Genomic DNA, 17,657 nt, shown 5'->3' with positions numbered 1-17,657 from the left:
CGGGGTAAAGTGACCGCATGGCCAAGACCAGCGCAGCCGCAACGACCGGCACCCGCGACCGCATCGTCATCGCCGCCGCACGCCTCCTCCAGCGCCAGGGGTATGTCGGCACCGGCATCAAGCAGATCGCGAAGGACGCGGAGGCCACCCTCGGCTCCGTCTACCACTTCTTCCCCGGCGGCAAGGAAGCCGTCGCGGTGGCCGCGATCACCTACAGCGGGGAGGAGTTCGCCGACATGCTGCGCGCCGCCCTCGCCACGGCCGACGACCCGGGCGCCGCGATCGACGCCTGCGCTGCGGAACTCGCCGTAGGGCTGCGGGAGTCGGGCTGGGTCGACGGCTGCCCCGTCACCGCCGCCGCCCTGGAGACGCTGGGGACGGACTCGGAGATCCAGCGCGTGTGCGCGGCCGCGCTGGGGAGTTGGGAGCGCCTGGTCGAGGAGAAGCTGCTCGGCTCGGGCTTCGCCGCGCCGGACGCGCGGGACCTCGCGACCACCGTGATCAGCGCCCTGGAGGGCGCGGAGGTGACCGCCCAGGTCAACCGCAGCGAGGAGCCGCTACGGGCGGCAGGGCGCCAACTGGCGCGCCTCGTGGGGTCGTACGGGGTGCAGGGTGAGGATGAGAGTGAGAGTGAGAGTGTGGGTGCCGGGGGGCGTTAGCCCGCCTGGCGGGCGGGAGGTGTGCCCCGCTGGCCCCGTCGCCCCTGGTTCGCCGATGTTGGAACGCGTCCGCGGTGGCTCATGAAAGCCCGCTCAGTTGTTGAATCGCGTCGCGGCCGGGGCGCGCTGTCCGCTCATACGGCCGGGGAGTGCGAGGCCGCCGCAGCTGTCGCCTCGGCCCACTCCGCGACGAGCTTCTCGTACTCAAGGTGTTGTTCGGGGCGAAGATATCCGCCCGTCCGCAGCCAGAGCGCGCGTATCTCCTCGTTCACCTCGGCCGCGGGGCGCGGCCGGTCGGGGGTGTCGGGAGTCGTGGTCATACAGTGAAGCGTACGTACGAAGATGTGAAGACGGCGTGAGTTCTGGTCGAATGTGATCGGTATCGCTATTGGACCCACATGAATCAGCCAAGTTGGGCAAGAAGCAGGGGCCCGCGACGTGAATCGCGAGCCCCTGTGGGTCAGTTCAGGCCCGGCGGTCATAGCCGGACAGTCCAGCCGATTACGGCTGTCGGCGACCGCTTACGACTGCTTCGGCTCCTCCAGGCGCGGGAAAAGCACCGCACCCTTCGTGACCGTCGCGCCCACCGGCAGCTGACCCCACGTGCCCGCGTCCTGGACGTGCTGCTCGGCGAGCGCGCCGAGTGAGGCCTCGGCGCCGAGGGAGTCCCACAGCTTCTGCGAGGTCTCGGGCATGACGGAGTTGAGGAGGACGGCCACCGCGCGCAGCGACTCAGCCGCCGTGTAGAGGATCGTCGCCAGGCGGGCCTGGCCCTCCGGGGAGTCGTCCTTGGCCACCTTCCACGGCTCCTGCTCCGTGATGTAGCCGTTGACCTGCTTGACGAAGGCGAACACCGCGAGAATGCCGGCCTGGAAGTCCAGCTCCTCGCCGATCTTCGCGTCGGCCGTCGCGACGGCCTTGGCCAGGCCTTCCTGGACGGCCTGCTCAGCCGGGCCGACCGCCGTCGCCTCGGGAAGCGCGCCGCCGAAGTACTTGCCGACCATGGCCGCCACGCGCGAGGCGAGGTTTCCGTAGTCGTTCGCGAGTTCGCTCGTGTAGCGGGCGGTGAAGTCCTCCCACGAGAACGAGCCGTCCTGGCCGAACGCGATGGCACGCAGGAAGTACCAGCGGTACGCGTCGACACCGAAGTGCGAGGTGAGGTCCTGCGGCTTGATGCCCGTCAGGTTCGACTTCGACATCTTCTCGCCGCCGACCATCAGCCAGCCGTTCGCCGCGATGCGGCCCGGCAGCGGGAGACCCTGCGCCATCAGCATCGCGGGCCAGATGACCGCGTGGAAGCGGAGGATGTCCTTGCCGACCAGGTGCACGTCGGCGGGGAAGGTTGACTTGAACTTTTCCTCGTCCGCGCCGTAGCCGACGGCCGTGGCGTAGTTGAGGAGGGCGTCGACCCAGACGTAGATGACGTGCTTGTCGTCCCACGGGACCTTGACGCCCCAGTCGAACGTCGAGCGCGAGATGGAGAGGTCCTGAAGGCCCTGCTTGACGAAGTTCACGACTTCGTTGCGGGCCGACTCGGGCTGGATGAAGTCCGGGTTCGCCTCGTAGTGGGCGAGGAGCCGCGGGCCGTACTCGCTCAGCTTGAAGAAGTAGTTCTCCTCCTTGAGGAGCTCCACCGGCTTCTTGTGGATCGGGCAGAGCTTCTGCCCCTCGTACTCACCCTCGCCGTCGATGAGGTCGCCGGGGAGCTTGTACTCCTCGCAGCCCACGCAGTACGGACCTTCGTAGCCGCCCTTGTAGATCTCGCCCTTCTCGTAGAGATCCTGGACGAACTCCTGGACGCGGTCGGTGTGACGCTTCTCCGTCGTGCGGATGAAGTCGTCGTTCGCGATGTTCAGGTGCTCCCAGAGAGGCCGCCAGGCCTCGTCCACGAGCTTGTCGCACCACGCCTGGGGCGTGACGTCGTTCGCCTCGGCAGTGCGCATGATCTTCTGACCGTGCTCGTCCGTGCCGGTGAGGTACCACACCTTCTCGCCGCGCTGACGGTGCCAGCGCGTGAGCACGTCCCCTGCAACGGTCGTGTAGGCGTGGCCCAGGTGAGGAGCGTCGTTTACGTAGTAGATGGGGGTCGAGACGTAGAACGCCTTCGCGTTCTCGCCCGCTCCCTGCTTCTCGGATCCAGTGGCCGCCATGGTCGAAATCCTAACGGCCCCGGAGCGGGCGATTCACCTCGATTCCAGGGGGTGGACCCCGGGGGTCCGCCCCCTGGGGTCCACCTCGTGGGTCCCCTTGTGGGGGTTACGGGCGCCAGGCCGCCAGCAGGCCCTCGTACAGCTCCGCGTCCGTGAGCTCGCGGGGGGTGGGGCCCGCGTGGAAGAAGGCGGCGTTCTCCGCCTTCAGCTTGCGGAGGTAGTCGAAGCCCTTCGCCTCGTGCTCGCCGAACGCGACGAACTGGAAGAAGAGGGGGTGCTTGGCCGCGTCCGCGAGGGCCTGGTTGGCGGGGCCCTTCGCGTCCGGGGGGCCGTCCGTCTGGAAGACGACGAGGGCGGGGCTGCCCTTGTGCTCCGACTTCTCGTAGTGGGACACGACCTCTTCGATCGCGGCGTGGTAGCTGGTGCGGCCCATGCGGCCCGCTGCCGCGTGCAGCTCGTCGATACGGCCCTCGTGCTGGGGGAGGGTGAGGGTGCCGGTGCCGTCGATCTCGGTCGAGAAGAGGATGACGTGCACGGTGGCTTCTGGGTCGGTGTGCGCGGCCAGGGCGAGGACCTGTTCGCCCAGGCTCTGGGCGGAGCCGTCCTTGTAGTACGAGCGCATGGAGCCGGAGCGGTCCAGTACGAGGTATACGGGGGCGCGGACCCCCGTGAGCTCCCTCTTCTGGAGGGCTTCGGCTGCTGCCTTGTACGCGGCGGCGAGGGCTGGCTGCGCCAGGGCTGCGGCGATCTCTTCCCCACCCGAAGCTTCGGGCTCCGCCGGTGTTTCGGGCTCCGCGGGGGCTTCGGCAGCCGGCGGTTCCTCCGCCGCGGCGGCTTCGGCCTCCACCGGGGCTTCGGGCTCCGCGAGCTCCTCTGCGAGGGGGGCTTCCGGCTCCACGGGGGCTTCGGCAGCCGGCGGTTCCTCCGCCACGGCGGTTTCCGGCTCCGCCGAGGTCACGTGTACTTGCGTCGCTTCATCGGCACCCGGCGCCGAGGGCTGTGCCCACCCGTCCCGCCCAGCGGGACGATTGCCCACAGCGGTGGCGTCGACATCCTCGGCGCCGGCTTCGGGGGAGGCAGCGGCGTCGATGTCGGCGGTGGCTTCCTTCGCCTCGGCTTCGGGCGCGGCAGTGGCGGCAGCCTTGACGTCCTCTGCCCCGGGCTCGGTGCTGGTGGGGGTCGCCTGTTGTGGGCATTCGTCCCGCTGGGCGGGACGGGTGGGCACAACTGACGGTTCCGATTCAGCGGCGTCGGCGACAACTGCCTCGGGGGCGACAACCTCGGGGGTCACGGTCTTGGCTTCCGGGGCGGCAGCCTCCGCCTCGGGGGCGACAGCCTCCGGGGTGACCGCCTCCGCCTCCGGGGCAGCAGCCTCGGGCTCCGCGGCAGGCTTCGGCTCGGCCGCAGCCGCAGCCGCAGCCGCAGCCTCCGGCGCCGGCGAAGGCGAAGGGACCGATACCCGGTCCCTGTCGAACGCCGCCGCGACGAGATCATCCACCGCCGAAGGCGAAGGCTCGGACGAAGGCGACGGAACCGTCGCCTTCGGCTCGGCCGCCGGAGGCACCCGCTCGGACGAGGGCGCCGGCACCGTGGCGGAGGGGACGGCCTCCGAAGCCTCCGGAGTCACCGCCTCAGGCTCCGGAGCCTGATCCCCCTTGCGTGAAGACCGTCCGAACGCGTTCCGCAGGACACTCAGAATGCCCATGGGTGCACCCCTTCGCGTGAGTTGATTCCCGATAACCCCTGGCCAGGGCGGACACGTAAGGTTAGCCGTCGCGGCAGGCGATCTTGGTGAGGGTCGCCCAAGCGTCACCCCCGCCGGAATCCGGCCCCGCACACACAGCTCAACTGCCCTCTGTGCGCCCTCGGTTCACTTCCCGTTCACCCTCAGGCCGTCGCCCTGCCGACCTCCGCGCCTAGCGTCACGGCGGAATCAAGCCACGCCACACAACGGAGGAACCCGTGCGCAAGCTGCTGCCGATCATCACCTCGCACCAGGGGAGCGGCAACCGGTCCGCCCTGACCTGCCGGTTCCGTTGTGGTGACGCCTGCTTCCACGAGGTGCCCAACACCAGCGACAACGAGTACGTCGGCGACGTCATAGCGGGCGCGCTCAGCCGCCGCTCGGTGATGCGCGCCGCCGCGGTCGTGACCGTGGCGACCGCCGCGGGCAGCGCTGTCATCGCCGGGCCCGCCGCCCCCGAGGCGGCAGCCGCCGTACAGAAACCCGTGGCCCCGACGAGCAGTAAGAGCAAAAAGGGGGCGCGCGGTCTCCGCTTCACGCCCGTCGCGCCCAACAAGACCGACTCCGTGACGATCCCGGACGGCTACGCCCAGAACGTCGTCATCCGCTGGGGCGAGCCCATCCTCCGTGGCGCCCCCGCCTTCGACCCGGACAAGCAGACCGCGAAGGCGCAGGCAGGCCAGTTCGGCTACAACAACGACTTCCTGAGCCTCCTGCCGCTGCGCCGCGAGCGCGGCCGCCAGGTCCTCGTCGCCAATCACGAGTACACCGACGAGATCCTGATGTTCAAGGGATACGACGCCGCCAACCCAACCCGCGAGCAGGTTGAGATCGCCTGGGCCGCCCACGGCCTCTCCGTGGTGGTCGTCGAGGAGGAGCGCAGGAGCGGCAAGCTGACCGCCGTCAGCCGCCACCAGCTCAACCGCCGCCTCACCGCCACCAGCGAGTTCCGCCTCACCGGCCCCGCCGCGGGCAGCGAGTACGTCCGTACGAAGGCCGATCCGCGCGGCACCAAGGTCCTCGGCACGCTCAACAACTGCGCGGGCGGCACCACCCCGTGGGGCACGACCCTGCACGGCGAGGAGAACTTCAACCAGTACTTCGCCAACGCGGAGAAGGTCACCGAGCCCACCGCCGCCGCGCGCCTCAAGCGGTACGGCGTCATCGGTGCCGCGTCCGAGCGGAAGTGGGAGCGGTTCGACGACCGCTTCGACCTCGCCAAGGAGCCCAACGAGGCGAACCGCTTCGGCTGGGTCGTCGAACTCGACCCGTACGACCCGGAGTCGACCCCGCGCAAGCGCACCGCGCTCGGCCGCTTCAAGCACGAGGCCGCGCAGCCGCGCCTCACGCACGACGGGCGCCCGGTGGTCTACATGGGCGACGACGAGAAGTTCGACTACTTCTACAAGTTCGTCAGCAGCAAGCGCGTCGCCAAGGGGCAGTCGCGGGCCGCGCACGAGCACAACCTCACGCTCCTCGACGAGGGCACGCTGTACGTCGCCAAGCTGACCGGCGACTCCCCGGCCGCCGACATCGACGGCTCCGGCAAGCTGCCCGCCGACGGCGAGTTCGACGGCAGCGGCGTCTGGATCCCGCTCGCCACCGCGGGCCCCAAGGGCCACGCCGTCTCGCACGTCGACGGCATGACCGCCGATGAGGTGTACGTCTTCACGCGCCAGGCCGGTGACAAGGTCGGCGCCACGAAGATGGACCGCCCCGAGGACGTCGAGCCGTCGCCGCACACCGGCAAGGTCTACGTCGCGCTCACCAACAACTCCGACCGCGGCAAGGCGGGCAAGGCCGGTGCCGACGAGGCCAACCCGCGCAACCTGAACAAGCACGGGCAGGTCCTTGAGCTGACCGAGCGCCGCAACCGGGCCGAGGCGACGTCCTTCGCCTGGTCGCTCTTCCTCGTCGCGGGCGACCCCGAGGACCCGGCCACGTACTTCGCGGGCTTCCCGAAGGAGAAGGTCAGCCCGATCTCCTGCCCCGACAACGTCGCCTTCGACCCGCACGGCAACCTGTGGCTCTCGACGGACGGCAACCAACTCGGCTCGCACGACGGCCTGTTCGGTGTCGCGACCAAGGGTGAGCGGCGCGGTGAGCTCAAGCAGTTCCTGACCATGCCGAACGGCGCGGAGACCTGCGGCCCGATCATCCAGGACAACCGCGTGCTCGTCTCCGTGCAGCACCCGGGCGAGGTCGACGGCGCGTCCGTCGAGAAGCCCGCGAGCGCGTGGCCCGACGGACCGGGGAAGATCGTCCGGCCGTCGGTCGTCTCCGTGTGGCGCAAGGACGGCTGCGACATCGGCGTCTGAGCAGCGGTTCCATCGGGACGTACGTACGTGATGGGGGCACCCCGCGCCCGCGGGGTGCCCCCATCGGTGAGCCGCTACGTCAGTCGTTCTGCTTGCGGCGGTACAGCGCGAAGCCCAGGCCGGCCGCGCCCAGCGCCGCCATGCCGCCGCCCGCCGCCATCAGCGGGGCGCTGTCGCCTGCCGGGGACATGCCGTCGGCTCCGGCCTTGACGCCGCCCTTCGGGACGACCTGGGAGGTGCCGTTCTTCGGCTGGGTGTGCGACTGGGGCTTCGGCTGCGGCTTCGGTGTCGCCTTGCCCTCGGTCCAGCCCTTCATGGTGCCGTCCGGGTTGAGCACGAAGTGCGCGCCGTTGTGCTGTCCGTACGCGGGCTTGTCGCCCGACTGCTTGATCGTGTCCCAGACCGTCTTCGTGCCGGTGTCGGGAGCCTTGGCGATCATGTCGGCCTCGAAGCCGCTCCTGGTCTCGTAGACCTTCGCGTCGAAACCGCTGCCGCCGAGGTTCGTGTACTGGCGGACGAAGGTGCGCTCGTGGCCCGGCTTCGGGGTCGGCTCGGGCTGCGGCTTCGGTGCGGCGCCGGTCCGGGTGATGGTGCCGTCCGCCGAGAGCTTGAAGGTGTTGCCGTCGATCGTGGTGGTCCGCGGGCCGACGTACGCCTCCAGGGAGCCCTTGGCCTTGCCGTGGAGGGAGATCGCGGCTTTGGCGGTGCGCGCGGAGGCGTTGACGTCTACCTTCGCGGACCAGCCCTTGCCGAGGTCGGTGGTGCCCTTGGAGACCCAGCCGCCGGGGACGGGCTTGTCCTTGTCTTGGTCCGTCGTGTCCTTGTCCGTCGTGTCCTTGAGCTTCGCGGTGACCGTGCCGTCGGGCGTCAGGGTGAAGGTGTTGCCTTCGATGGCGGTGCTCGCGGACTTCTCGTACGCGGTGAGTGAGCCCTTGGCGGTGCCGTCGAGGGAGATCGCGGCTTTGGCGGTGCGCGCGGAGGCGTTGACGTCTACCTTCGCGGACCAGCCCTTGCCGAGGTCAGTGGTGCCCAGCGACTCCCAGCTGCCGGGCTGTGGCGTCTCCGTGTCCGTGTCCGTGCCGGTGTCCGTGTCCGTGGGCTTGTCCTGTTCCACCTGGCCCTGCGGGCTCGGCGGGGTGTCGGCGGCGAAGGCTGCCGTCGTCGGGACGGCGAGAGCGGCGATCGCCCCGGTGGCGATGGCGGCGGTGCGGAAGGTACGGCGGGTGGCGCGCATAGCGGATCCCTTGTGACTGGTCGGTCGAACTGTCCGTCTTTATGCCTCTTTGCGGCGGCGACAGACATGAAGCTACGGGCGCTGTGTGTGCGTCATCCGTAGGGAACGTAACAACCGGCCGCACAAGGCGACGCGGGACCGTGAGGTAGGAGAAACTGCAGGTCAGGAAGGGTTAGGTCGAAGGTCACCACTTCTCCGGGACCTACGTCACGCCGCCGTCACGCCGCCGTCGCCCGCCCTGCGAGCCACTCCCCGTAAGCGGGTGACTGGCGTGCCGCCTCCCAGTACGAGGCTTCGAGATCCCCGTACACCGCGTCGAGCGCCTGCACCGTACGGGCCGCCACCAGCAGCCGCACACCGAGCGGGTCGCCGTGCAGCCGCCTGACCGCCATGTCGGGCCTGTCGTGCGAGGTCGGCTGGCAGACCGTGACGACCTCGCCGGTGGCGACGAGCGAGGACGCGGTGAGGTAATCGCCGTGCAGGACACGGGGGTTGAGCCCGGCGGCCCGCAGCACCCGGAGCAGTCCGTCCCACTCGCCGTCCACCGTCGGGTCCACCATCCACCGGTCGGCGGCGAGGTCGGAGAGGTGGACGACGGGCTGCGCCGCCGCCGGATGGTCGGCCGGCAGGAAGACGAACTGCGGCTCACGCTCGACCAGTACGCGCCACCGCAGCCCCTCCGGCATCCGCAGCGGGCTCCCCTCCACCTCGTGCACGAAGGCCACGTCGAGCTGCCCGCCCGCGACCATCCGCAGCAACGCGTTGGCGGAGACGTCCATCTGGAGCGAGGTCTCGGTGGCGGGCAGGCGCACCCGAAGCCGCCGCAGCCAGCCCGGTATGGCACGGCTCGCGGTGGACCCGATGCGCAGTTGCGGCCCCTCGGTGGCGCGCGCGGCGGCCGCCTTGGTCTCGCTGACCAGTGCCCGCATCTCGCTGACCAGGGGGCGGGCGCGGCTGAGGACGACACGGCCGAGCGGGGTCGGGCGGCAGCCGGTGCGCTCGCGGGCGAAGAGCTGGCCGCCGATCTCCTGCTCGATGCGGCGCAACTGCGTCGTCAACGAGGGCTGGCTCATGCCGAGTTGGCGCGCCGCCTTGTGCAGGCTGCCGGTGTCGGCGATGGCGCACAGCGCGCGGAGGTGCCTCACCTCAAGCTCCATGGCCGTGAGCGTAGAGCGGTAAGGGGCGCCGCACCAGACTCACAAACCCCACGGGAACCACCTGAGTTGGGCACGCGTGGAACCCTGCGGCAGGTTGGCGGGCGGCAGCCGATAGCTCCGCGCTATCGCCACTTGCCATCATCCGCTCAGGCCCCCGGCTCCCTGACACTCCCGTTACCGAACCGTTCACCTTTCACCGAACGAGTAGGGAGCCCCCCACATGAACAAGCGTTACCTGTCCGTCGCGGCCGTCATCGGCCTCGCGGCAGCCGGTCTCGGCACGACGTCCGCGACGGCAGCGACCCCCACCGCGCCGTCCGCCACCTCCGCGTACGCCAACTACGCGGGCTCCGGCGAGGAAGCCGCGGCCAACAAGGCGTTCTTCGACGCCGTCCTCAAGTCGGTCGCCGAGAAGCGCGCGGCCAACCCGGGCGCGAAGCAGGTCACCGTGGTGTACGACGCCTCCGGTGCCCCGACCTTCGCACAGCAGATAGCCAGCAGCACCTCCATCTGGAATGGCGCGGTGTCCAACGTGAAGCTCCAGGAGGGGAGTGGCGGTGCGAGCTTCGAGTACCGCGAGGGCAACGACCCGCGCGGTTCGTACGCGAGCACGGACGGCCACGGCCAGGGCTACATCTTCCTGGACTACGCGCAGAACCAGCAGTACGACTCGACCCGTGTGACCACGCACGAGACGGGTCACGTCCTCGGCCTGCCGGACCACTACGAAGGCCCGTGCAGCGAGCTGATGTCCGGAGGCGGTCCGGGCCCTTCGTGCACCAACGCGCAGCCGGACGCGAACGAGCGGGCCGAGGTCGACCAGTTGTGGGCCAACGGTCTCGCGAAGGCGCTGGACAAGCTGGACAGACTGGAGAAGGTCGGCTGAGGCGAGCCGGGCTGAGGTGAGCCGAGAGCTGACCTCCTGCTGAACGCTGTACGACCCACTGTGCCCATCGGCGCGCTCGACGCCGGTGGGCACAGTGCGTTACGTGTGTGACGAGCGACCGGTCACTCGCGCGTGTAGTAGCGGTAGAACGTCATGGCGAACACCCCGGCCGTCACGCCGAGTGCCATGAAAACGGACCGCAGGATCGTCGCGTCCGTCAGGCTGTAGATGTAGCCGAAGGAGATTCCGGCGAAGGTGGCCCAGGCCGCCGCGCGCAGTTCACGAGGCAGGCCGGGCGCGGCCCTCCACAGGCCCATGAAGACCGCGGCGAAGACGATTCCGGCCACGAGGCCGAGCATGACGTTGCCGGTGGTGATGGGGCCGGCGTCCCGCGCGATCTGGGCGGCCCAGACGCCGTAGACGAGGCCGAGGACCAGCGCGACCGGCGCGATTCCGGTGACGTGGGAGCCCCCGCGGACGCGGGGTACGGACGGCGTGGATGCCACGTGAGCCATGACGGTTCCTCCAGACTCCTCCGCCCCCGGTCGCCCCCGGTCCTGCGTTTCACGCCCGCCCCACCATCCAGGGCACACCCGCCGACGCCGCCCGGCAACTCGGCGGCCTCAGTGGTCGCGGTTGTAGCCGCCCTCGCAGGTGTCCCAGCAGGGCTTGTACTCCTGGCACGGGTCCGCGGTGGCGCAGCTGGGCACGTGCTTCCCGCCGGTGTCGACGTACGCGGCGCTCGCCCAGCCCTTCACCCCGCCGAGCCAGTACCAGTACGAGTTGCCCCAGACGCTCGAACCCCGCGTCTGGCACTCGACGCGGTCCTGGCTCTCCCCGGGGAGCTTCGCGACGACCGAGGCGCTGGTGGAGGGCGCGTCCCGGATCTTCAGGTCCTTGGGGGCGACGATGGTCCCCCAGACCACGTCGTGGTCGTTGTGCGTGGGTGGCGCGGTGGCGGATGCTGGAGCGGCACCTCCGAGGGACAGCGCTCCCGCGGTCAGGAGCGCGGTGACGAGAGTTCCCAGGACGGCCGGAGTGGTTCTCAGGGCCGGAGTGGTCCGCATGTTCGACCTCCTCTTTCCGGAATTTCCCCGATTTCCCCCGATGTCCCCCTGTTCCCACCCTCTTCTCCCCCCTCCAGCAAACACCCGTTCGGGCTAAGGCTCCACCGGACGATGAGTTTGAGCCGCGCGGACGGTCTGACCTCGTAACGGAACGACACGTACTACCCGTACTGACGTGAGAGGGCGTACGACATGAACAGCGTGGCCATCGAGACCGCGGGCCTGGTGAAGACCTTCGGGGACAACCGCGCCGTCGACGGCGTGGACCTCACCATTCCGGCGGGCACGGTCTACGGCCTGCTCGGCCCGAACGGCGCCGGCAAGACCACCACCGTGAAGATGCTCGCCACCCTGCTGCGCCCGGACGGCGGCGACGCCCACGTCTTCGGTCACGACGTCGTGCGCGAGGCCGACGCCGTACGCAGCAGGGTCAGCCTCACCGGGCAGTACGCCTCGGTCGACGAGGACCTGACCGGCACCGAGAACCTGGTGCTTCTGGCCCGTCTCACCGGACACGGCAAGAAGGCGGCGTACAGCAGGGCGGCGCAGCTCCTGGAGGCCTTCGGCCTGACCGACGCGGCCGCCCGCCAGGTGAAGCACTACTCCGGCGGCATGCGCCGCCGCATCGACATCGCGGCGTCCATCCTCAACACCCCTGACCTGCTCTTCCTCGACGAGCCGACGACGGGCCTCGATCCGCGCAGCCGCAACCAGGTCTGGGACATCGTCAGGGCCGTCGTCGCGCACGGCACGACGGTCCTGCTCACCACGCAGTACCTCGACGAGGCCGACCACCTCGCGTCCCGCATCGCCGTCATCGACGACGGCAAGGTCATCGCCGAGGGCACCAAGGGCGAGCTGAAGGCGTCGGTCGGCGCGGGCTCGGTGCACGTGCGGCTCCGGGACGCGGACCAGCGCGAGGACGCGGCGCGGGCGCTGCGTGCCGCACTCGACGCGGAGGTGCAGCTCGAACCCGACCCGGTGGCCCTCACCGCCCGCGTCGGCAACGGCGAGGCGAACGGCTCGGGCGCCGCGGAGAAGGCGTCCCGCGCCCTGGCCGAACTGGCCCGGGCGGGGATCATCGTGGACAACTTCTCCCTCGGCCAGCCCAGCCTGGACGAGGTGTTCCTGGCCCTCACCGGCACACCCCATCACGCGACGGACATGGCGGAGAAAGAGAAAGAGGCACAGGCATGAGCACCGCGACCACCACATCCGAGGCCCAGGACCTGGCGCCCGTCAGCACCGAGTCACTCGCCGAACTGCTCGTCGCCGGTGACCGGCCGGCGCGCCCCAGCGCGCTCTCCGCGTCCCTGACGTTCGGCTGGCGCGCCATGCTGAAGATCAAGCATGTGCCGGAGCAGCTCTTCGACGTGACGGCGTTCCCGATCATGATGGTGCTGATGTACACGTACCTCTTCGGGGGCGCGCTCGCCGGGTCGCCGGGCGAGTACATCCAGTACCTGCTGCCCGGCATCCTCGTGATGTCCGTCGTCATGATCACGATGTACACGGGCGTCTCGGTGAACATCGACATCGAGAAGGGCGTCTTCGACCGCTTCCGCACGCTGCCGATCTGGCGCCCCTCGGTGATGGTCGGCTACCTGCTCGGCGACATGCTGCGCTACGCCATCGCGTCCCTGGTCATGCTGGCCGTCGGCATGATCATCGGCTTCCGCCCGGACGGCGGCGTCCTGGGCGTCGTGGCCGGGGTGCTCCTCCTGCTCGTCTTCTCCTTCGCCTTCTCGTGGGTGTGGACGATGTTCGGCCTGCTGCTGCGCACGGAGAAGTCGGTGATGGGCGTCAGCATGATGGTGCTCTTCCCGCTGACGTTCCTGAGCGACATCTTCGTGAAGCCCGAGACGATGCCGGGCTGGCTCCAGGCCTTCGTGAACAACAACCCCATCACCCATGTCGCCTCCGCGGTCCGCGATCTGATGGCGGGCACGTCTCCGGGCTCGTCGCTGGTGTGGGCGCTCGGCTGGGCGGTGCTGCTCGTCGCGGTCTTCGGCCCGGTGACGATGCGGCTCTACAACCGCAAGTAGGAGTTTTCGCTCCACGTTTCCGCCCCGCATCTTCGCTCCACAGGTGGGAGTTCTTGCCCCGTATGCACTCGTCCCGGTCGCGCCAGGCGTGACCGGGACGTCGCGGGACTTCTCCTGGGAGGCGTGTTCAGACGACCGCTGTCCGCCCTCCTCCTCGTCATCGCCGTCCTCCTCGTGCCGCTCGGCGCGCTCTCCACGTGGGCCAAGTACGAGATCGAGGACGCCGACGCGTACGTCGCCACGATGGCGCCGCTCGCCTCCGATCCCGACGTACGGGACGCGGTGGCCACAGCGGTCACGGACTCGGTGATGAAGGAGATCGACGTGGGCCCGCTGCAGGGCACCGTCGAGTCGTTCCTCGGGGACGCGGCGCGGTCCTTCGCCGGGACGAAGGCCTTCAGGACGGCCTGGGACGCGGCGAACCGTGCCGCGCACGACGCCGTGCAGCGGGCGCTCAGCGGCCAGTCGGACGGCGGCGCCGTCACCATCGATCTCGCGCCGATCACCGAGCAGGTCAAGCGCCAACTGGCCGCCGACGGCGTGCCGTTCGCCGACAGCATCCCCGTCACCCACACCGAGGTGACGCTCATGGAGTCGTCGGACCTCGGCCCCTTCGGGAAGGGATTCCACATGCTCCAGATGGCGGGCCTCTGGCTCCCGGCCGCGGCGGTGCTCCTCGCCGTGGCCGGCATCTCCCTGGCGGTCCACCGCCGCCGCGCGATCGTCCGCACGGCGCTGGGCGCGGCCCTCGGCGGGGCGGTCCTCGGCGTCGCGGTCATGGTGGGCCGGGGGCTGACCCTGGACGACCTGCCGAAGGACGTCTCGCGGGCGGCGGCGGGCGCGGTATATGACGCGTTGACGTCTTCGCTGAGCGTTGCGGCGTGGGTGATTCTCGGGGTGGGCCTTGCGGTGGCGCTTGCCGCGTGGCTGCTTCGGCGCCGGCGGTCAGCTGGCAGGTCAAGCCCGTCCGGCGTTTGAGGACATCTTTTCGGGGGTCCAGGGGGCGGAGCCCCATGCCGCGCGGCGGAGCCGCAAATCAGATGCAGCGGGAAGGGGCGGGCCTGGGGAAAATGCAACCCTCCCTCGCCCCCCACCGTCTCTAGGGGAAGATTCGCGCAGGACCCCCAGACGGAGAGGCCGGCCTTGGACAGCGCAACGGCAGCGAGGACGGCCCCCCAAGAGGACTGGCCCGAGCCGCAGGCGAAGCGGCGGCCTCGCCAGAAGCCCTCCGCCTGGCTCGCGGCTCTCCTCCTGGCAGGCGTCAGCGCACTCCTCGGTTTCCGTGTCGCCGACTCCGACGGCGCCACCCCCGTACCGCAGTTGCTCGCCTTCCTGCCCTGGTTCCTGGCCCCGGTGATCGCCGCCCTGCTGCTCGCGGCCCTCGCCCGCTGGCGCGTCGGCCTCGTCTGGGGCGTCGTCGCGCTCGGCGGTGTCGCCTGGTTCCTGGAGCCGTACGGGAAGACGGACGAACCGGCGGGGCCGGCCGTCGCCGAGATCCGCGTCATGGCGTCGAACGTGGAGTACGGCAGGGCCACCCAGGGGCTCCTCAAGGCGGTCCGCGAGGAGAAACCCGACCTCCTCTTCGTCCCGGAGTGCGACTACACCTGCTCGGACACCCTGCGCGACGAACTCCCCCGCGCCGACTACCCCTACCGCACCGCCAGCGAGGCAGGCGGCGCCGAAGGCTCGGTCATCGTCAGCAAGCTGCCCCTGAAGAAGGCGAGCGGCCTCGCGGGCACCCTGGGCATGCCCGGCGCCGTCGCCGAGCTGAAGAGCGGCCACCAGATCCGCGTCCAGCTCGCCCACCCGATGCCGCCGCTGCCCGAGCAACTCTCCACCTGGCGCACCGAACTCGCCGAACTGCGCGACTACGCCGCCGAGGGCAAGCGCGCGAAGCGGTCCACCATCATCGCGGGTGACTTCAACGCCACTCAGGACCACGCGGCCTTCCGCGACATCCTGGACACCGGCGGCGTACGTGACGCCGCCCGCCTCGCGGGATCGGCCCGCACCCCGAGCTGGCCCGCCGACCTGATGAAACCGCTGGGCACCCAGATCGACCACGTCCTTGCCACCCCGGACTTCGCGGCCCGTGACGCCCGCTTCCTGGACATCGGCGACACGGACCACCGGACGCTGGTGGTGGACCTGACGTTGCACGAGGCGGACCAGTAGTAGGTCCTAGGACCGGTAAAACGCAGGTCAGACCAGGCGTAGTGGCATCAGGCGCGGCAATAATGGCCGCATGCCCCGCCGCGATTCACCCGCACCACCGGGCCCTCTGAGCGCACTCGCCCCGCCTCCCTGGCTGGTCAGGACGCTCAAGCCGCAGACGGCGCCGGTCCCGTGGGCCGCGGTGGCGCGCGCGTCGGCCGGCCTGTCGCTGCCCCTTCTCGTCGGCCTCGCGGCGGGGCAGCCCGCGTACGGGGCGCTCGCCTCCATGGGCGCCCTGTCGGGGGTCATCGGCGACACCGCCGACGCGTACCGCATGCGGATCTTCAACATCGCGGTCCCGCAGCTCTTCGGGGCGCTCGGTGTCACCATCGGCTCGCTCGTCTTCGGGCACGGCTGGGTGGCGGTCGGCGTGGTCACCCTCGTGGCGCTGGTCTCCGGGATGATGTCCACGATCGGCGCCGTGGCGTCCGTGTCCGGCCTGCTCCTGCTGCTCAACTCCGTGGTGGGGGCGGGGCTTCCGATGCCGGGGGAATGGTGGCTCGCCCCGGTCCTGATGACCGGCGGCGGCCTCCTGGTCCTCGTCCTCGCGCTGCTCGCCTGGCCGTTCAGATCCGGCATCCCGGAGCGGGCCGCCGTCGCGGCGACCTACCGCAGCGTGGCCGCGCTGCTGGAAGCGGCGGGCACCGAGCGGTACGGCGAGGCGCGCACGGCCGTCACCACCTCCCTGAACCAGTCGTACGACCTCGTCCTCGCCCGGCGCACCCGCGCGCACGGCCGCAACCCTGACCTGGTCCGTCTTGTCGCCCAACTGAACGCGATCACACCGGTCATCGAGGCCGCGCCCGCGGCGCACCAGTGCGGGGTCCCGATGCCGCCGGAGTTCCCCGCGGAGGTACGGCGCCTGGCGGACGCGGTGGCGGCTCCCGGCCCCGCCCCGGTCCCCGACCCCGTGCTCCCCGAGCCCCTCGACCCCTCCGCGGACGCCGTCGACCACGCCCTGCGCCACGTGGCCGAACTCCTCAACGACGCGGACCCGCACGGCGTGGTGAACACCGACGACCGTCTCGGCCGCCCCGCAGCCCTGCGCGTCAGGGCCCGCAGGGCCGCCCGCAACGTGATCCTGTCGAGCGCGTCCTGGCGCTACGGCCTGCGCCTCGCCCTGTGCATCGGCATCGCGCAGGCACTGGTGTCCCTGGTCGAGGTGCCGCGCTCGTACTGGGTGGCGCTCACCGTCACGTTCGTCCTCAAGCCTGACTTCGGCTCGGTCTTCTCGCGGGCGGTGCTGCGGGCGCTGGGCACGGCGGCGGGGCTCGTGGTGGCGGCCGCGGTGCTCTCGCAGGTGCCGCGGGGGTGGTGGGACGTGCCGGTGATGCTGGTGCTCGCGGCGCTCATCCCGGCGCTCACACCGCGGGGTTACGGCTACCAGACGGCCGCCATCACCCCGGTGATCCTCCTCCTCTCGGACGTCCTGAACCACCAGGGCTTCGGGCTCGTCGTGCCGCGCCTCGTCGACAGCCTCATCGGCTGTGCGATCTCCCTGGTGGCCGGGTACTTGCTGTGGCCGGAGAGCTGGCACACGCGGATCGGCGACCGTCTCGCGGACGCGGTCGCCGATACGGCGTCGTACGTGGAGAGCGCGTTCGGGACTGCGGTGGATGTGGGGGCGCGGGCGCGGATGCGGAGGGGTCTGTACCGGGACCTGTCCGTCATCCGCACCGAATTCCAGCGCGCCCTGACCGAACCGCCCCCGATGGGGGCGAGGGCCGCGGCGTGGTGGCCTCTGGTGATCGCGGTCGAACGGATCGTGGACGCGACTACCGCTGCGCGGGTGCGGATTCGGCATGGGGCGGGGGAGCCGGGGCTCACTGAGGTGGGGGAGGTGGCGCGGCAGCTGCGTGAGCTTTCGCAGGGTCTGCGGGGTTCGGAGATCCTGGAGGAGGTTTCCGCGTCCTTCACCGGCCCTCAGGAGAGCGTCCTGGAACCTTTGCGCCAGGAGGTGGCGGCAGCCAGGGCGATTGCGTCGCCGCCGCGGGGGTGAGGTCAGGGCTTTCCCTGCGGGGCATTCCCCAATCCCGCCCCTTCCCGAAACTGGGGCTCCGCCCCAGACCCCGTACAAGATGGCCTCAAACGCCGGCCGGGCTGAGTGGTTCAGCCCGTCCGGCGTTTGAGGACGAACTCGGCGGAGCCGGTGATGACGGCGCCCAAGGCCCCCGCGCCAGAGC

Annotated in this window: 15 protein-coding genes; 8 read left to right on the top strand and 7 right to left on the bottom strand. The window is 70.5% G+C overall.

Annotation, left to right across the window (positions count from 1 at the left end; genetic code table 11):
* The first annotated feature begins 17 nt into the window (after positions 1-17).
* On the top strand, positions 18-659 hold the full coding sequence (locus ACZ5U5_RS32235) for a TetR/AcrR family transcriptional regulator (protein ID WP_469028714.1): 642 nt from the start codon (positions 18-20) through the stop codon (positions 657-659).
* A gap of 134 nt (positions 660-793) precedes the next feature.
* Here the strand turns inward: ACZ5U5_RS32235 and ACZ5U5_RS32230 are convergent, their stop codons facing one another.
* The 3 genes from ACZ5U5_RS32230 to ACZ5U5_RS32220 all read right to left on the bottom strand — a co-directional run bounded on the left by ACZ5U5_RS32230 (position 794) and on the right by ACZ5U5_RS32220 (position 4,514).
* Positions 794-979, bottom strand: a complete 186-nt coding sequence (locus ACZ5U5_RS32230; RefSeq protein WP_451215099.1) for a hypothetical protein — start codon at positions 977-979, stop codon at positions 794-796.
* A gap of 201 nt (positions 980-1,180) precedes the next feature.
* Positions 1,181-2,809 carry a methionine--tRNA ligase gene (gene metG, locus ACZ5U5_RS32225; protein WP_469028711.1) on the bottom strand — a complete coding sequence of 543 codons (1,629 nt, stop codon included), beginning with the start codon at positions 2,807-2,809 and terminating at the stop codon, positions 1,181-1,183.
* 106 nt (positions 2,810-2,915) lie between these two features.
* Positions 2,916-4,514 (bottom strand): VWA domain-containing protein, encoded by a 1,599-nt coding sequence (locus tag ACZ5U5_RS32220; protein WP_469028710.1) that lies wholly within the window; start codon positions 4,512-4,514, stop codon positions 2,916-2,918.
* Positions 4,515-4,771: 257 nt separating this feature from the next.
* On the opposite strand from ACZ5U5_RS32220, the gene ACZ5U5_RS32215 reads away from it, so the two are divergent.
* Entirely contained in the window at positions 4,772-6,871 is a 2,100-nt protein-coding gene (locus ACZ5U5_RS32215) for a PhoX family protein (protein ID WP_469028708.1), read from the top strand.
* A 79-nt stretch (positions 6,872-6,950) separates the two neighbouring features.
* Here the strand turns inward: ACZ5U5_RS32215 and ACZ5U5_RS32210 are convergent, their stop codons facing one another.
* Together ACZ5U5_RS32210 and ACZ5U5_RS32205 are read right to left on the bottom strand one after the other, a co-directional pair.
* Entirely contained in the window at positions 6,951-8,105 is a 1,155-nt protein-coding gene (locus ACZ5U5_RS32210) for a hypothetical protein (protein ID WP_469028706.1), read from the bottom strand.
* Between the two features lie 218 nt (positions 8,106-8,323).
* The gene (locus tag ACZ5U5_RS32205) at positions 8,324-9,262 is read right to left on the bottom strand and encodes a LysR family transcriptional regulator (protein ID WP_469028704.1); all 939 of its coding nucleotides are present in this window, start codon (positions 9,260-9,262) and stop codon (positions 8,324-8,326) included.
* 220 nt (positions 9,263-9,482) lie between these two features.
* Here ACZ5U5_RS32205 and snpA point away from each other — a divergent pair, with 220 nt between their 5' ends.
* Entirely contained in the window at positions 9,483-10,148 is a 666-nt protein-coding gene (gene snpA, locus ACZ5U5_RS32200; protein ID WP_469028702.1) for a snapalysin, read from the top strand.
* Positions 10,149-10,270: 122 nt separating this feature from the next.
* On the opposite strand, the gene ACZ5U5_RS32195 is transcribed toward snpA, so the two are convergent.
* A complete protein-coding gene (locus ACZ5U5_RS32195) occupies positions 10,271-10,663 on the bottom strand; it encodes a hypothetical protein (RefSeq protein ID WP_469028699.1) in 393 nt (130 codons plus the stop codon).
* Between the two features lie 108 nt (positions 10,664-10,771).
* Positions 10,772-11,215 carry an SH3 domain-containing protein gene (locus tag ACZ5U5_RS32190; RefSeq protein ID WP_469028697.1) on the bottom strand — a complete coding sequence of 148 codons (444 nt, stop codon included), beginning with the start codon at positions 11,213-11,215 and terminating at the stop codon, positions 10,772-10,774.
* A 192-nt stretch (positions 11,216-11,407) separates the two neighbouring features.
* On the opposite strand from ACZ5U5_RS32190, the gene ACZ5U5_RS32185 reads away from it, so the two are divergent.
* The 5 genes from ACZ5U5_RS32185 (at position 11,408) to ACZ5U5_RS32165 (ending at position 17,473) form a co-directional block, all read left to right on the top strand.
* Positions 11,408-12,412 (top strand): ATP-binding cassette domain-containing protein, encoded by a 1,005-nt coding sequence (locus ACZ5U5_RS32185; protein ID WP_469028695.1) that lies wholly within the window; start codon positions 11,408-11,410, stop codon positions 12,410-12,412.
* Entirely contained in the window at positions 12,409-13,260 is an 852-nt protein-coding gene (locus ACZ5U5_RS32180; protein ID WP_469028692.1) for an ABC transporter permease, read from the top strand. The genes ACZ5U5_RS32185 and ACZ5U5_RS32180 overlap by 4 nt, the downstream gene beginning before the upstream one ends.
* 123 nt (positions 13,261-13,383) lie before the next feature.
* Entirely contained in the window at positions 13,384-14,238 is an 855-nt protein-coding gene (locus tag ACZ5U5_RS32175; RefSeq protein WP_469028690.1) for a hypothetical protein, read from the top strand.
* 165 nt (positions 14,239-14,403) lie between these two features.
* Positions 14,404-15,435: an endonuclease/exonuclease/phosphatase family protein gene (locus ACZ5U5_RS32170; RefSeq protein WP_469028687.1), complete on the top strand. Its 1,032-nt coding sequence runs from the start codon at positions 14,404-14,406 to the stop codon at positions 15,433-15,435.
* A gap of 70 nt (positions 15,436-15,505) precedes the next feature.
* On the top strand, positions 15,506-17,473 hold the full coding sequence (locus ACZ5U5_RS32165) for an FUSC family protein (RefSeq protein ID WP_469028685.1): 1,968 nt from the start codon (positions 15,506-15,508) through the stop codon (positions 17,471-17,473).
* The last annotated feature ends 184 nt before the right edge of the window (positions 17,474-17,657 follow it).

It is taken from the genome of Streptomyces sp. NPDC033177 (assembly GCF_055577715.1).
Note: the sequence above shows the minus strand (reverse complement) of the source record. Positions and strands in the feature narration are given on the sequence as shown.

Coding starts and splice junctions, on each gene's coding strand:
- ACZ5U5_RS32235 (WP_469028714.1), top strand. CDS start 18: ATGGCCAAGACCAGCGCAGCCGCAACGACCGGCACCCGCGACCGCATC.
- ACZ5U5_RS32230 (WP_451215099.1), bottom strand. CDS start 979: ATGACCACGACTCCCGACACCCCCGACCGGCCGCGCCCCGCGGCCGAG.
- metG (WP_469028711.1), bottom strand. CDS start 2,809: ATGGCGGCCACTGGATCCGAGAAGCAGGGAGCGGGCGAGAACGCGAAG.
- ACZ5U5_RS32220 (WP_469028710.1), bottom strand. CDS start 4,514: ATGGGCATTCTGAGTGTCCTGCGGAACGCGTTCGGACGGTCTTCACGC.
- ACZ5U5_RS32210 (WP_469028706.1), bottom strand. CDS start 8,105: ATGCGCGCCACCCGCCGTACCTTCCGCACCGCCGCCATCGCCACCGGG.
- ACZ5U5_RS32205 (WP_469028704.1), bottom strand. CDS start 9,262: ATGGAGCTTGAGGTGAGGCACCTCCGCGCGCTGTGCGCCATCGCCGAC.
- snpA (WP_469028702.1), top strand. CDS start 9,483: ATGAACAAGCGTTACCTGTCCGTCGCGGCCGTCATCGGCCTCGCGGCA.
- ACZ5U5_RS32195 (WP_469028699.1), bottom strand. CDS start 10,663: ATGGCTCACGTGGCATCCACGCCGTCCGTACCCCGCGTCCGCGGGGGC.
- ACZ5U5_RS32190 (WP_469028697.1), bottom strand. CDS start 11,215: ATGCGGACCACTCCGGCCCTGAGAACCACTCCGGCCGTCCTGGGAACT.
- ACZ5U5_RS32185 (WP_469028695.1), top strand. CDS start 11,408: ATGAACAGCGTGGCCATCGAGACCGCGGGCCTGGTGAAGACCTTCGGG.
- ACZ5U5_RS32180 (WP_469028692.1), top strand. CDS start 12,409: ATGAGCACCGCGACCACCACATCCGAGGCCCAGGACCTGGCGCCCGTC.
- ACZ5U5_RS32165 (WP_469028685.1), top strand. CDS start 15,506: ATGCCCCGCCGCGATTCACCCGCACCACCGGGCCCTCTGAGCGCACTC.